The organism is Ruegeria sp. YTSC106 (genome assembly GCF_059609765.1).
In genome coordinates this window covers 1-13,502 of the sequence record NZ_JBXWMI010000022.1, presented here as the reverse complement: position 1 = coordinate 13,502, position 13,502 = coordinate 1, and the positions used below count along the sequence as shown (strand labels likewise).

Annotated in this window: 19 protein-coding genes and 2 tRNA genes; 17 read left to right on the top strand and 4 right to left on the bottom strand. The window is 57.6% G+C overall.

Going from position 1 to position 13,502, the window contains the following annotated elements; all coding sequences use genetic code 11:
- Positions 1-82 precede the first annotated feature (82 nt).
- From AC2FEB_RS21280 to AC2FEB_RS21265, 4 genes are all read right to left on the bottom strand, one after another.
- Positions 83-409 carry a hypothetical protein gene (locus tag AC2FEB_RS21280; protein WP_496676945.1) on the bottom strand — a complete coding sequence of 109 codons (327 nt, stop codon included), beginning with the start codon at positions 407-409 and terminating at the stop codon, positions 83-85.
- 386 nt (positions 410-795) lie between these two features.
- Positions 796-1,347: a recombinase family protein gene (locus tag AC2FEB_RS21275; protein WP_496676942.1), complete on the bottom strand. Its 552-nt coding sequence runs from the start codon at positions 1,345-1,347 to the stop codon at positions 796-798.
- A gap of 663 nt (positions 1,348-2,010) precedes the next feature.
- Entirely contained in the window at positions 2,011-3,537 is a 1,527-nt protein-coding gene (locus AC2FEB_RS21270) for a DUF6538 domain-containing protein (RefSeq protein WP_496884353.1), read from the bottom strand.
- A 79-nt stretch (positions 3,538-3,616) separates the two neighbouring features.
- Positions 3,617-3,691, bottom strand: a tRNA-Thr gene (locus AC2FEB_RS21265).
- A gap of 83 nt (positions 3,692-3,774) precedes the next feature.
- Here AC2FEB_RS21265 and AC2FEB_RS21260 point away from each other — a divergent pair.
- The 17 genes from AC2FEB_RS21260 (at position 3,775) to AC2FEB_RS21180 (ending at position 13,448) form a co-directional block, all read left to right on the top strand.
- Positions 3,775-3,930 carry a hypothetical protein gene (locus AC2FEB_RS21260; protein WP_299895187.1) on the top strand — a complete coding sequence of 52 codons (156 nt, stop codon included), beginning with the start codon at positions 3,775-3,777 and terminating at the stop codon, positions 3,928-3,930.
- Positions 3,931-3,936: 6 nt separating this feature from the next.
- On the top strand, positions 3,937-5,205 hold the full coding sequence (gene murA / locus AC2FEB_RS21255; protein ID WP_496884352.1) for a UDP-N-acetylglucosamine 1-carboxyvinyltransferase: 1,269 nt from the start codon (positions 3,937-3,939) through the stop codon (positions 5,203-5,205).
- A complete protein-coding gene (locus AC2FEB_RS21250) occupies positions 5,202-5,678 on the top strand; it encodes a DUF2948 family protein (RefSeq protein WP_425078762.1) in 477 nt (158 codons plus the stop codon). The genes murA and AC2FEB_RS21250 overlap by 4 nt, the downstream gene beginning before the upstream one ends.
- On the top strand, positions 5,679-6,200 hold the full coding sequence (locus tag AC2FEB_RS21245) for a GNAT family N-acetyltransferase (protein ID WP_496884351.1): 522 nt from the start codon (positions 5,679-5,681) through the stop codon (positions 6,198-6,200). It begins immediately after the preceding gene.
- A 61-nt stretch (positions 6,201-6,261) separates the two neighbouring features.
- Positions 6,262-7,563 carry a histidinol dehydrogenase gene (gene hisD / locus AC2FEB_RS21240; RefSeq protein WP_496884350.1) on the top strand — a complete coding sequence of 434 codons (1,302 nt, stop codon included), beginning with the start codon at positions 6,262-6,264 and terminating at the stop codon, positions 7,561-7,563.
- Positions 7,564-7,661: 98 nt separating this feature from the next.
- On the top strand, positions 7,662-8,141 hold the full coding sequence (locus AC2FEB_RS21235) for a UPF0262 family protein (RefSeq protein ID WP_117868176.1): 480 nt from the start codon (positions 7,662-7,664) through the stop codon (positions 8,139-8,141).
- 3 nt (positions 8,142-8,144) lie between these two features.
- Positions 8,145-8,597 carry an arsenate-mycothiol transferase ArsC gene (locus tag AC2FEB_RS21230; RefSeq protein WP_117868179.1) on the top strand — a complete coding sequence of 151 codons (453 nt, stop codon included), beginning with the start codon at positions 8,145-8,147 and terminating at the stop codon, positions 8,595-8,597.
- Positions 8,598-8,599: 2 nt separating this feature from the next.
- A complete protein-coding gene (locus AC2FEB_RS21225) occupies positions 8,600-8,998 on the top strand; it encodes a ketosteroid isomerase-related protein (protein ID WP_496676929.1) in 399 nt (132 codons plus the stop codon).
- Positions 8,991-9,584, top strand: a complete 594-nt coding sequence (locus AC2FEB_RS21220) for a GNAT family N-acetyltransferase (RefSeq protein ID WP_496676926.1) — start codon at positions 8,991-8,993, stop codon at positions 9,582-9,584. Before AC2FEB_RS21225 ends, AC2FEB_RS21220 begins: the two co-directional genes overlap by 8 nt.
- Positions 9,585-9,647: 63 nt before the next feature.
- Positions 9,648-9,917 (top strand): DUF4242 domain-containing protein, encoded by a 270-nt coding sequence (locus AC2FEB_RS21215; protein ID WP_117868185.1) that lies wholly within the window; start codon positions 9,648-9,650, stop codon positions 9,915-9,917.
- A 67-nt stretch (positions 9,918-9,984) separates the two neighbouring features.
- Entirely contained in the window at positions 9,985-10,860 is an 876-nt protein-coding gene (locus AC2FEB_RS21210; protein WP_496676923.1) for a carbon-nitrogen hydrolase family protein, read from the top strand.
- A gap of 91 nt (positions 10,861-10,951) precedes the next feature.
- Positions 10,952-11,170 carry a translation initiation factor IF-1 gene (infA, locus tag AC2FEB_RS21205; RefSeq protein ID WP_005978431.1) on the top strand — a complete coding sequence of 73 codons (219 nt, stop codon included), beginning with the start codon at positions 10,952-10,954 and terminating at the stop codon, positions 11,168-11,170.
- 11 nt (positions 11,171-11,181) lie between these two features.
- Complete coding sequence (locus AC2FEB_RS21200) at positions 11,182-11,760, top strand: Maf family protein (RefSeq protein ID WP_496676921.1); 579 nt, start codon at positions 11,182-11,184, stop codon at positions 11,758-11,760.
- Positions 11,757-12,779 carry a ribonuclease E/G gene (locus AC2FEB_RS21195; RefSeq protein ID WP_496884349.1) on the top strand — a complete coding sequence of 341 codons (1,023 nt, stop codon included), beginning with the start codon at positions 11,757-11,759 and terminating at the stop codon, positions 12,777-12,779. The genes AC2FEB_RS21200 and AC2FEB_RS21195 overlap by 4 nt, the downstream gene beginning before the upstream one ends.
- Positions 12,776-12,958: a DNA gyrase inhibitor YacG gene (locus AC2FEB_RS21190; RefSeq protein WP_117868192.1), complete on the top strand. Its 183-nt coding sequence runs from the start codon at positions 12,776-12,778 to the stop codon at positions 12,956-12,958. Before AC2FEB_RS21195 ends, AC2FEB_RS21190 begins: the two co-directional genes overlap by 4 nt.
- Before the next feature lie 79 nt (positions 12,959-13,037).
- A tRNA-Phe gene (locus tag AC2FEB_RS21185) sits at positions 13,038-13,112 on the top strand.
- An 87-nt stretch (positions 13,113-13,199) separates the two neighbouring features.
- Positions 13,200-13,448 (top strand): 4-fold beta flower protein, encoded by a 249-nt coding sequence (locus tag AC2FEB_RS21180; protein ID WP_496884348.1) that lies wholly within the window; start codon positions 13,200-13,202, stop codon positions 13,446-13,448.
- The last annotated feature ends 54 nt before the right edge of the window (positions 13,449-13,502 follow it).

The following is a 13,502-nucleotide window of genomic DNA, read 5'->3' as shown; positions in this document are numbered from 1 at the left end:
CTGTTCGAAAAAGCACATGCAACGTCATTGAAAGTGAGAAAAGTACCCGGAAAAGAAGACCCCAGCTGAGACGGGCGTTCGATTAAATTGCTGTGCATTTGACTTCAACGAAACCTATTCCGGGGTTTTTCGTCTCGTTCTTAGGGACAAACACCCTAGTTACCGCTCCTTGATCTGCAAAAATTCGTAACAGATTTATTCCGTCCGAGGTTTCGTTGGAGCAAGTTGCATTTTTTTCGCATTCGTAAAGTGTTTTTTGCCCATCGGGCTGAAAGGCGATCACAAGTTCGCTGATCTGTGCAAACTTAACACCTTTGAGATTTGGGTCTGTAGGTACACAAAGGTAGTCTTTTGCGGTAGCGGTTGTTGCTGTCACGGCTAGAATGACCGCTGTGATTAATCGTTTCATCTGTTGCACCTCGTTGTTGTACGCAACGCATGGCCGGCGTTATGTTCGACATTAATTGCAAAGTTGGAAAGTAAGCCGATCAGCATTGAGTTCTTTGATGGAGCTAGGAGACCGCAAGGTTAAAGAGACATTTTCTCGCCTAGCAAGCAGTAGGACGAAGTCTAAGTATCAAAGGAAAAATTGACCTTATTGTGGCGTCGAGATCCAAGTTGTCTCGATTGGCATACACAGTTGGAAGATCCCCAGAACACCAACGTCCGAAAATCGATCATTGTGGAGTTTTAATCGACGCTCACTCAACGCAAAAAGTCCCATGTGTCCGCAACTCGGTCGTTGAAGCACCTCGCATCGAATGGCTGCTTTTAGGCGCTTTATAGGTCCAGAGCCTAGGCCACCTCTTTGGCCAACCTATAAACCGTCGCTCTGCTGACCCCGAAGTCCCTCGCAATCTGGGTTGGCTTCACACCGTTCTCGAACGCCTTACGGATGGCTGTCGCCTTGGTCTCATCCATTGCAGGTCGTCCTTTGAACTTCCCCTCTGCCTTAGCCTTAGCAATTCCTTCGCGCTGCCGTTCAAGCATCACTTCCCGTTCGAACTGAGCTACAGCCCCAAGGATGGTTTCAAGCATTTGCGCTGTGGCGCTGTCATTCATCATTGGCATGTTCTTGATGTGCAGTTGGACGCCTTTGCCTGAAAGCCGCTTGCGAATATCGATGAGGTCAGGGACAGAGCGCGCCAGACGGTCCAGCTTAGTGACAACCAAAGTGTCGCCTTCACGGGCAAAGTCTATGGCCGCCTCAAGCTGACCTCGCTGCTTTACACTGCTGACCTGTTCCGCGAACACCTTCTCGCAACCATGGTCTTTAAGCTCGCGTTGCTGCGCCTCAAAGCCCGCGATCTGGTCTGCGGTTGACGTCCGCGCGTATCCGATGAGCATGTGCCTGTCTCCGAAAGTGTATCATTTACCTTTTAGGGTTAAGTAGGAAGGTGTACTTTAAGTGTCAACACCACTTAAATGAGACGGATTTGGTGGGCTGGCACTTGTCTTGTTACACTCCGGTCAAATGGGACGCGCGCGCTCAGGACGCCTTGGGGCACCTTCTGTGGTTCGTGAACATCAGGCGGTAACGGCCAACGTCAACGAAAGTCTCGCCCGGTCTCTCACGGCTCACCTTAAGGGGCACTGAATGCGAGTGACGCTCCACGAGCAGATCAAAGGGGCCGACGCAAAAGTCAAAGACGATCATTCTACTATTCCTATTATTGGTAGTGCTGCATCAAGGGGATGCAACGCCTTGATGAATCAACAGGGAGCGATCGTCAAAATATTGTTTTTAATGCACTAAATGGACTTTCCCGCAGGCGGTGAGAGGTGAACCTGAGGCGGCCCCGCCGGGGGGTATGCGCGGCGCTATATATTATCTCTGGCACTCAGATTTATTTGCCAAAATATCTGGACCACATCAAATCCCGATCAAGCCCTCTTCTCCCCTTCAGTCGCCGCTGGGTTGTCCCTTAGGGCACGCAGACGTTCGACCTTACGTAGATCGTCGCGGGGTAGCCACTCTAAATGTAGTACCCTAGTACTAGCCCCTAAAGATTATCTGATTTTGATCCAAGGGATTTTGCAAATCTCGCGGTATAACGTTGATATAGGATAGTCACCGTAGTCCTCACCGGCGTTTCGGCTAGCATGGCCACAAATAGCGTCCTGATAGACGACAGCAACGTCAGCGTTTCTTGCTTGCGTTTTGAACCGATGCCGCCATGCATGACTTGGTTGAATCCTAGGGTCCGTAATGCCGACTTTGTTCCTGACCCAATCACCGACCTTATCGCGGGCGTTCTGGGAAAGCCGGAAAGCGTCTTCTGGTGTCTTTCCTCCATCGTGGAACAGATAACCAGTTCGGGCACTGCTAATGAAGTCCACAAGACCGCTCTCGACTAGGTGTGGGTGCAAAGGCACAGTTCTGTATCGCCCAGCTTTAACTCTCCCCGCCTCAGGCGTGATTAAGAGCCATTGGATAACTCCTTCCGATTTCAGGTCTTGCTTGCGGAGTTGTGCGATTTCTCCCGCTCTAGCTCCGCTATATGCGCAAATCCAAGGTATCCATCGACAGGCCAGCTTGTTTCTTAGGGTCGCCCGCGTGTCTTCCTTTAGGGCTTTGTTGGCGTGTTTCAGAATGAGTCTTGCTTCGTCATCGGTGAAGCCTTTGGAGCGCGCTGCGACAGGCTTAGGGACTTTTACCGACACCCCCTCGGATGGATCAATTTCGATCAAGAATTTTGAGCGAGCTAACCGGAGGATGGCTTTGATAGCCGTAAGGTATTTCGGGCCGATGGTTTTTGGTTTCAGTCCTTTCTCATCTCGAAGATAGTCGCACCAATCCGCTATGTCCTTGGGCTTAATTCGGGAGACATCCTCATGTCCCAGATACGCGACCAAGGCGTCTTTCTTCTGAGCGAAGTCATCGACCGTTGCAGGTGCCTTTCCGTTACTCAGGTGGTCTTTCTTCCACCGTTCAAAAAGGCTGGTGAGTGTGGGACCCTCGGGTGCCGATTGTGGAGTGCTTGCGGGTTCCCACTCAGGGAAGCGCGTAGCCTGCGGGTCCGGGGTGAAGTCGCCTTCGGCCCGCTTTAATTGCTGACTAGCTGCCTGCGTCCAAGACCTATGGACTTCGCGTAGCAAACGAGCGCGCGTCGGTTCGTCTACAGCAATTCCTTCTTCTGCCAATATCTCGTCAGTGGCATCTCCATACCATTTTTCTAACCCGCCCTCAGCAGCTTCCGCCTGTTGGCTCAGTTCCAGAACGCGGTGCCAAATCTCAGGCTCTCCCGGTTCATTTTCCAATACTTCCATAAGGCGGAAATACACGCGCGCCGAAAGTGCGACGATCTTTTTCAATGGGAGGGGTTCAGGCTTTGCCCGAAGGGAAGCCCACCGCTTTTGAATTTTGGCGTACTCAGCCGCAAATCGCTCCTTGGCGACTGCTGGGTCTCTCGTGCGGAGTGACTTTGAGACCTCAGCGCGGCCAACGATTCCCTTGAGGTCCGCTGGAACGCGCACCCTGACGTAGTAGATTCCGCTCTTTTTGTCTTTGACTGGTGTAGGCATGGTAAGGGTCACTGTGTAGGACTCCTGTGTAGGAGTCTGCAAGCGCAAGCCGTTGGTTCGGCGTAAGTTTCTGACGAATATAAGGAAATCATGGTGCTGCTGGAGAGAATTGAACTCTCGACCTCTCCCTTACCAAGGGAGTGCTCTACCTCTGAGCTACAGCAGCGCTGTGGGCGGGTGATTAGACTCAAACGAAACGCGGCGCAAGGGTGTCTGGACGGTTTTTTTCGCCTCCTGTAGAGAAAGATCATGACGGAAAAAAATTCACCCAAAAAACAAGGCAAATCCGGGGATGCACGCGAAGAGCGGCTGAAGGCGGCGCTGAAGGCCAATATGGCGCGGCGCAAGGCACAGGCCAAGGCGCGGGCGGCCTCCGGGGACAATGCCGACAAGGACGAGGGATAAGAGCAGATGGATTCGATTCTGGTGACGGGCAACGGCCCGCTGAACGGTCAAATACCGATTGCGGGGGCCAAGAACGCGTGTCTGACACTGATGCCTGCGACTTTGCTGAGCGAAGAACCGCTGACGCTGACCAACGCGCCACGCCTCAGCGACATCAAGACCATGACGGCTCTGCTGCAATCGCTGGGGGCCGAGGTGTCGTCGCTGCAGGATGGTCAGGTGATCGCGATGTCGAGCCACAACCTGACCAGCCAAACGGCGGATTATGACATCGTGCGCAAGATGCGTGCTTCGAACCTGGTGCTGGGTCCTTTGCTTGCGCGATTTGGACAAGCGGTTGTTTCTTTGCCCGGTGGCTGCGCGATCGGAGCCCGTCCGATGGACCTGCACATGGAAGGGCTTGAAGCGCTGGGCGCCGAGATCGAGCTGAAGGACGGTTATTTGCACGCCAGGGCTACGGGTGGGCTGAAAGGCGCGGTGCATGAGATGCGCTTTGCCTCAGTCGGGGCCACTGAAAACATCGTCATGGCGGCAACGCTGGCCAAGGGCACCACGGTTCTGAAGAACGCGGCGCGCGAGCCCGAGATTGTCGATCTGGTCGAATGCCTGCGAAAGATGGGTGCACAGATTTCAGGCGAGGGCAACTCGACCATAGAAATTCAGGGCGTCGACCGGCTGCACGGTGCCACACATCAGGTTGTCACCGACCGGATCGAACTGGGCACCTATATGCTGGCCCCGGCGATTTGCGGCGGCGAGGTCGAGCTGCTGGGCGGGCGCATGTCGCTGGTCGACTCCTTTGCCGCCAAACTCGACGCGGCGGGTGTCAGTGTCACCGAAACCCAAAACGGCTTGAAAGTGGCCCGCAAGAATGGCCGCGTGCAGGCCGTGGATGTGGTTACGGAACCTTTCCCGGGTTTCCCGACCGACCTGCAGGCGCAAATGATGGCGCTGATGTGCACCGCCGAAGGAGTTTCGGTTTTGGAAGAACGTATTTTCGAAAACCGTTTCATGCATGCCCCGGAACTTGTGCGCATGGGCGCGAATATCGAAGTGCATGGCGGCACCGCCACCGTCACGGGTGTCGAAACGCTGAAAGGCGCCCCGGTGATGGCGACAGATCTGCGGGCTTCGGTGTCGCTGATCCTTGCCGGATTGGCGGCTGAAGGTGAGACAACGGTAAGCCGGGTCTATCATTTGGACCGCGGATATGAGCATGTGGTGCGCAAGCTGGAAGGCGTGGGTGCAAAAATCGAACGGATCAAGGGCGAATGACGGACGCAAGTTTTGAAGACGGGCGCGAAGCCCCGCTGAATCTGGGGGCCGAGGATGCAGATGACCTGAAGGTGATCTCGACCCTAGCCCAGGACGCGGTTTTTCCTGTGACCGAGATGAAATGGCAACCGTCGAAGCGCCGCTTTGGCTTGTTGCTGAATCGCTTTCGCTGGGAAGACAAGGATGCCGCCGCCCGTCGTGACCGCCCGTTTGAACGGGTGCAGTCGGTTCTGGTCTTCGATTCCGTTCTGTCCGTGGCCAGTCAGGGCATTGATCGCGGCGAGAAGGACATGGTCATGTCCCTGCTGTCCGTCGAATTCGAACCCGGCGAGGATGGCGCGGGCCAGGTCTTGCTGACACTGGCGGGTGATGGCGCGATCCGCCTGACGGTCGAGGCGTTGGAAGCCACGCTCAAAGACGTCACGCGCCCGTATCAGGCCCCATCCGGCCGGGCCCCGCAACACCCCGAATAGATGCAAAACAAGCGTGGCATTTCTCAGGCGTTTTTGAAGGTGCACGATGGCATCGTATTGCGCCCGGCCACGGTATTCGATGTGTTTGACGTAAGCCGGGTGCTGATCCGGTCGATCACTCAGCTTTGCGTGGCCGATCACAACAACGACCCCGTCTATCTAAAACAGTGGACCGCGAACAAAGACCCGGCGACCATCCGGGGCTGGTTCAAGCCGGGATCCCAGATCTGGCTGGCCGAGCGTGAAGGGCAGGTGGCTGCGGTCGGAGGATTGTTCGAAACCGGCAAGATCACCTTGCTCTATGTTGACCCGGATCACGTGGGCAGCGGGGTTGGGGCCGCACTGCTCAACCGGCTGGAGCGGCAACTGGTCGCGTGCGGCTGTTCCGAGGCGCATCTTGATGGCACCCGGACTGCGCGCGAGTTCTATCTGCGCCACGGCTGGCAGGTCACGGGGCAATGCAGTGACCGTCAGGACCTGTCCTGCTTTGCCATGCGCAAATCGCTGCACCCCGCGGGCTGAGGGTTGAGGCCGCGCCCCGTGGGCGATATGTCCCGTGGCGCAACGCCCGGAGTGCCAGACCATGCCCGTTTTCCTCGACGCCACATCGCCCGATTTCGAAGCCGCCTTCCAGACCCTTCTGTCTGCCAAGCGCGAAGACAGTCCGGATGTGGATGCAGTTGTGGCGCAGATCATCGACGATGTACGCAACCGGGGCGACGCGGCAGTCATCGAACTGACCGCGAAATTCGACCGGCTGGAGCTGACGCCCGAAAAGCTGGCCTTCAGCGCGCAGGAGATTTCAGACGCGGTGGCGCAAGTCGGGTCCAAAGACCGCGCGGCGCTGGAGCTGGCCGCCGGCCGGATCCGGGCCTATCACGAACGGCAGATGCCCAAGGATCACCAATGGACGGACGCGGCGGGCGCAACGCTGGGCTGGCGCTGGTCTGCGGTCTCTGCTGCGGGGTTGTATGTGCCCGGCGGGTTGGCCTCTTACCCGTCCTCGGTTTTGATGAATGCCATTCCGGCCAAGGTGGCGGGCGTGGACCGGCTGGCCATCGTGGTGCCCACGCCGGACGGGAAGGTGAATCCGCTGGTGCTGCTGGCGGCACAATTGTCGGGCGTGGACGAAGTGTATCGCATCGGCGGAGCGCAGGCCGTGGCGGCGCTGGCCTATGGCACCGACACCATCGCACCGGTCGACAAGATCACCGGCCCAGGCAATGCCTTTGTGGCGGCAGCCAAGCGGCGCGTCTTTGGCAAGGTCGGCATCGACATGATTGCGGGCCCCTCGGAAATCCTGGTCATTGCCGACAAGGACAATGACCCGGACTGGATCGCACTGGACCTGCTCAGCCAGGCCGAACATGATGAAAGCGCGCAATCGATCCTGATCACCGACGACGCCGCATTTGGCCACAGCGTTGCCAATGCTGTCGAAAAGCGCCTCCAAACCCTGCAACGCCGCGTCATCGCCGGTGCCAGCTGGCGCGACTTTGGCGCCATCATCACCGTACGCGATCTGGACGAGGCCGCGGCGCTTTCCAACCGTATCGCCCCGGAGCATCTGGAGCTTTGCGTCGCGGACCCGGTCGCGCTGAGCGAAAAGACCATCCACGCCGGGGCAATCTTTCTGGGCCAATACACCCCCGAAGCCATCGGTGATTATGTCGGCGGCCCAAACCACGTGCTTCCAACGGCCCGGTCCGCCCGGTTCTCGTCCGGGCTCAGCGTGATGGATTTCCTCAAACGCACGACACTCAGCCAAATGACCCCCAAAGCCCTGCGCGCGATCGGTCCCGCCGCTGAACAGCTGGCGCAATCGGAAAGCCTCGAGGCGCACGGCCTTTCGGTCACGGCGCGCCTGAACCGCCTGAATGGCTGAAATGACGCAAAGACCGGGCATGTATGGCGCTTCTCTGCGTTGCCGACGGAAAGCCGTTGTTATAGGTCTGTGCTGACACAAGGATAGTTGCCGTAAAGATGACCCGTATTTCGCATATCGAACTGGATGACCGAAACCTGCCGCCTCCGACCCCCGAGATCGAGCAGGAACGCAAGGTTGCCATCTATGATCTGCTGGAAGATAACAGCTTTTCGCTGCCCAAACGTGATGACCGTGTCGCACCTGATGGGCCTTACCACGTACAGCTGTCGATCCGCGACAAACGGCTGGTCTTTGATATCGAGACGGAAGAGGCCGAAAAAGCCGCTGAATTTCACCTGTCGCTTGGCCCGTTCCGTCAGGTGGTCAAGGATTATTTCCAGATCTGTGAAAGCTATTTCGACGCGGTCAAGACCCTGCCGCCGAGCCAGATCGAGACCATCGACATGGCCCGCCGCGGCATCCACAACGAAGGCAGCCGCGTTCTACAAGAACGGCTGGAGGGAAAAGCAGAAGTGGATACTGATACGGCCCGACGCCTGTTCACGCTGATCTGCGTGCTACATTTCGGGGGCTGACGGGTGAAGCCTCTGCCGCAGTCGGTCCTGTTCTGTTGCGACCATAACTCGGTTCGATCTCCGATGGCCGAGGGGCTGATGAAGAAGTTTTACGGCACTGGTACCTATGTTCAGTCCGCTGGCGTGCACAACGATCTGGAAATCGACGGGTTCTGTATCGCGGCATGCCACGAAGTGGGTGTCGAACTGTCCCGCCACCGCTCGCGCTCCTTTGACGAGATGCAGGAATGGGGCGACGATCTCAGCTCGTTTGACCTGATCGTGGCGCTGTCACCCGCCAGCCAGCGTCAGGCGCTGGAACTGACCCGGGTTTTTCACCTCGATGTCGATTATTGGCCAATAATGGACCCTACCGGGATGGGCGAGACCCGCGAACAAAAGCTACATCACTACCGACAGACCCGCGATCAGATCATCAAGCATCTGAAAGATCGCTGGGGCGAACCTACGGAGTGACCATGAACCAGACCGTTAAAACCTATTTCGAAGCCTTCAATGCCGGTGACGTGGATGCCATGCTGGCCTGCCTGTCCGATGACGTGGCCCATCACGTGAACGAAGGCCAGATCCGCATCGGCAAAGAAAAGTTCGCCGCGTTCTGCTTGTATATGAACCGCTGCTACAAAGAGAACCTGACCGACATCGTCGTGTTCGAAGCCGAAGGCGGCAGCCGCGCCGCAGCCGAATTCATCGTCAACGGGACTTATCTGGTAACGGACGAAGGCCTGCCTGACGCGCATGGTCAGACTTACCGCCTGCCTGCCGGGTCGTTCTTTGACCTCAAAGACGGCAAGATCACCCGCGTCACCACGTTCTATAATCTTGCCGACTGGACCAATCAGGTCTCGAATGGCTAAGGTCACCGCCGTCCGCCCCCTGACAGGTGAGGCGCTGGAACCCGCTCTGGATGACGTTGCCCGCCTGCGGATCAAGGTGTTTCATGACTGGCCGTATCTCTATGACGGCGACCTCGAATATGAGCGGAAATACCTGCAATCCTACCGAGACAGCGACAAGGCCATTGTGGTCGGCGCCTTCGACAAGGACCGCCTGATCGGCGCGTCAACCGGCGCGCCCCTGATCGACCACGCCGAAGATTTCGCTGCGGCTTTCGAGGGCACAGGCCTTGATCTGAACGACATATTCTATTGCGCGGAATCGGTGCTGTTGTCGGAATATCGGGGGCAGGGGGTCGGCCACAGGTTCTTCGACGAACGCGAGGCCCACGCCCGCGCGCTGGGCTTCACCAAATGCGCCTTCTGCGGTGTGCAGCGCCCCGCCGATCACCCGATGCGGCCCAACAATTACCGCCCGCTGGATTCTTTCTGGCGCGCACGAGGATATGCGCCTTTGCCCGGCGCGATCGCGCAGTTTTCGTGGAAAGACATCGGGGAAGAGGGTGAGACGCTGAAGCCGTTGCAGTTTTGGATCAGGGAGCTGTGAACGCCAAGCGCAGAAAAAAACCTCGAATCGTGGTATTGTTGGGTTTTCTGTGGGGGAAGTGCAATGAAACGCTATGTTATCGAACGCGATCTTCCGGGTGTCGGTTCCATGTCCGGTGAGGAACTGTGCGGCGCGTCTGCGAAGTCGAACGAAGCGCTGGCTCAAATACCCGGCGTGCAGTGGGAGCATTCCTATGTTGCCGGTGACAAGACCTTTTGCATCTATCTGGCCGAGAGCGAGGACGCGATCCACAAGCACGCCGAGCTCAGCGGGTTTCCGGCCAACACGATCACCGAAGTGACCACGATCATCGATCCGACGACCGCAGGGTAATTGGGCTGTACTCCGGTCTGTGTCCCCGACTAAGGTCATGCGAAATTGATCGCACGGGGACGCTGCCATGAAAGTCGCAACCGCCGCCTATAATCTCGATTGGTTGGATAGCTGGGCGCAGTACGAAGACAAGCTGAACCGCTGGGTGTCCCAGGCCGCAGGGCAGGGGGCCGAATTGCTGGTCTTTCCTGAATATGGCGCGATGGAGCTCTCGACCCTGGACGGGGCCGAGGTTGCCGGTGATCTGGAGCGTTCGATCCGGGCCGTCTCCGACCGGATGGAAGATGTACAAAATCTGCACACCCGCCTCGCCAGGGCGTACAAAACCTACATTCTGGGCGCATCTGCTCCGGTTGTGGATGGTCCCGGTCGTCCGGTGAACCGCGCCGCATTCTACGCACCGGATGGCAGTTGCGATCATCAGGACAAACAGATCATGACCCGGTTCGAACGCGAGCAATGGGCCATTGCACCCGGCGGTCCGCTGAAACTCTTTGACACAACGCTGGGCAAAATCGGTGTTTTGATCTGTTATGACAGCGAGTTTCCCCTGCTGGGCCGCGCGCTGAGTGAGGCAGACCTGATCCTTGTCCCGTCCTGTACCGAAGCGCTTTCGGGCTACTGGCGCGTGCGGATAGGCGCGATGTCAAGAGCGTTGGAAAACCAATGCGTTACAGTTATGGCTTCGCTGGTCGGAAACAACGAGTGGTCCGAGGCGGTGGATATGAACACCGGAACAGGCGGTGTGTTCGGCCCGCCCGATAAAGGTTTCCCGGCCACCGGTGTGCTGGCCGAAGGCGCATTGAACCAGCCCGGCTGGACCTATGCAGACGTCGACCTGTCAGCCATCGCCGAGGTTCGCGCCGACGGCCACGTGCTGAACCGAACCCATTGGCAAGAACAGGCCCCCCGAGTCGAATCGGTCACAATATCCGCCCTTTAGGCGATTCCGCCCTTGAAATAAGGCCAGAATAGGCTCATTTAAGCGCACATCCCCGCAGATTCTGCGGGTGCAACGTAATGATGGAGACAACATGGCCAAGGAAGATACGCTCGAATTTCCCGGTGTCGTGAAGGAACTCCTGCCTAATGCGACGTTTCGGGTCGAGCTGGAAAACGGCCATGAGATCATCGCACATACGGCAGGCAAGATGCGCAAGAACCGCATCCGTGTTCTGGCCGGCGACAAGGTTCAGGTCGAGATGACCCCATATGATCTGACCAAGGGTCGGATCAACTACCGCTTCAAGTAACGCCTGCCGCAATGGCGTTTATTCTCGGATCGGGCAGCCCAAGACGGCTGGACCTGCTGGCTCAGCTTGGCGTGCAGCCCGATGCCATTCGCCCTCCTGACATCGATGAAACGCCCTTGAAGGGCGAGCTCCCGGTTCCGTATTGCAACCGCATCACGCGTCAAAAAGTGCAGGCGGTTCAGTCGGATAGAGACGACGTTACCCTCTGTGCAGATACCACCGTGGCCTTGGGGCGCCGGATTCTGGGAAAACCCGAGGACGCGGGACAGGCGGCGGAATTTCTGCATTCCCTGTCTGGTCGCCGTCACCGCGTGATCACTTCGGTTGCGGTCCGGCGCGGAAACCGGGTGCTACAGCGTGATGTCGTCTCACAGGTCAAGGTCAAACGTCTGTCGGATGTCGAGATAAACGCCTATCTGGCGACCGGAGACTGGCGCGGCAAGGCAGGCGCCTATGCCATTCAGGGTCCCGCAGGGGCTTTCATTCCATGGATTTCGGGGTCGTTTACCGGCATCGTCGGTCTGCCCCTGTCCGAGACCGCGGCCTTGCTACAAGGCATCGGCTATCCACTGTATCGCGAGGCATCATGAAAGGTCGCACCATTGTTCTGGACCACATCCAAGGCCGCGAAGCGGCTGCGCTGATGGTCGACGGCAAGCTGGATGACTTCCTGATCGCCGCAGACGCACCCGCGCCCGGCACGATCTACCGCGCCCGCGCTGATCGCCCGGTCAAGGGGCAGGGAGGAATGTTCCTGACCACGCCCGACGGTCCGGCTTTCCTGCGACAAGTCAAGGGTCTGGCCCCTGGCGTCTTGCTGTTGGTGCAGGTCAGCGGGTTTGCTGAGCCCGGCAAAGCCATCCCGGTGAGCAATCGCATCCTTTTTAAAAGTCGCTATGCCATTGTCACGCCGGATGCCCCGGGCCTGAACATTTCGCGCAGTATCAAGGACGAGGACATACGTGACAAATTGCTTGAAATCGCCCATGAACACATGGGTGATAGCGCCTATGGTCTGATCCTCCGTTCCTGTTGTGCAGGAGCAGATGCCGAGGATATCTCGGAAGATATCTCAGCCATGTTGGCGCAGGCCGAGCAGGTGATGAGTGACGATGGGTCCGAGCCAGAACTGCTCAGCGAAGGTGACAGCCCTCATATCCTTGCCTGGCGCGACTGGACTGACCCGGCCGAAGTCGTGACCCAGACGGGCGGTTTCGAAACCCACGGCGTTCTGGATGCACTGGATACGGTACGCGGAACGTCCGAGCCTTTGCCGGGCGGAGGGCACCTTTATATCGAACCCACGCGCGCACTGGTCGCCGTGGATGTGAACACCGGAGCGGACACGTCAATGGCCGCGGGCACCAAAGCCAATTTTGCCTGCGCCAAGATGCTGCCCCGGGCTTTGCGCGTGCGTGGGCTGGCGGGGCAGATTACGCTGGACCCCGCTCCCATGCCAAAGAAGGATCGCCGCGGGTTTGAATCCGCTTTACGTGCCGCGTTCAGATCAGACCCGGACGAGACGATTCTTGTCGGTTGGACTCCACTGGGCCATTTTGAGTTGCAGCGAAAACGTGGCCGCGTTCCCGTGATGGAGATTCTGAAATGAGCTGCCCGATTTGTGGAGGGGAGACCGCGCAGAAATTTCGCCCGTTCTGTTCCAGACGGTGTGCAGATATTGATTTGGCCAAGTGGCTGAACGGTTCTTATTCGGTTCCGTCGCAGCGCGAAGAGGACTTGGAAGCCGAGGTTGACACGCCGGACTCCACGCCCGGGCGACCGCATTGAAAAAATGTGAAAAAGCCTCTGGACACCGCTGGTAGCAAGTCATAGAAGGCCCCCACCCAACGACAAACGTCGTTCCCGTGCCCGGGTAGCTCAGGGGTAGAGCAGTGGATTGAAAATCCTCGTGTCGGTGGTTCGATTCCGCCCCCGGGCACCAACAAAATCAGAGACTTAGGCAGAATAAGGTTGACCATAAAAGACCATTGTCTCAGATTTGTCTCACATATTTGGGAGGATTTTGAGAATGGATTGGATGTGGACTTGGGGTGGTGAAAGCTTCGGTTATAGAGATGGCGACGATTTGTGGACCCACGATGGTAAGCATGTGGGAAAGTTCCATGGAGATGAAATATATGCTCGGGATGGTAAGTACCTCGGTGAGGTGATGAGCCAAAACCGTCTCATAACAAACAAAGCAAAGTCGGGTTGGATAAAGTCTCCGTTTGCACCATTTGCCCGTCGCGCAGGGTTTGCTAGGCTCCAGACTCATTGAATTACAGCCAGAATAGGACTGTAGCAGCGAGAGCGATGGCCGAGAGGAATACCT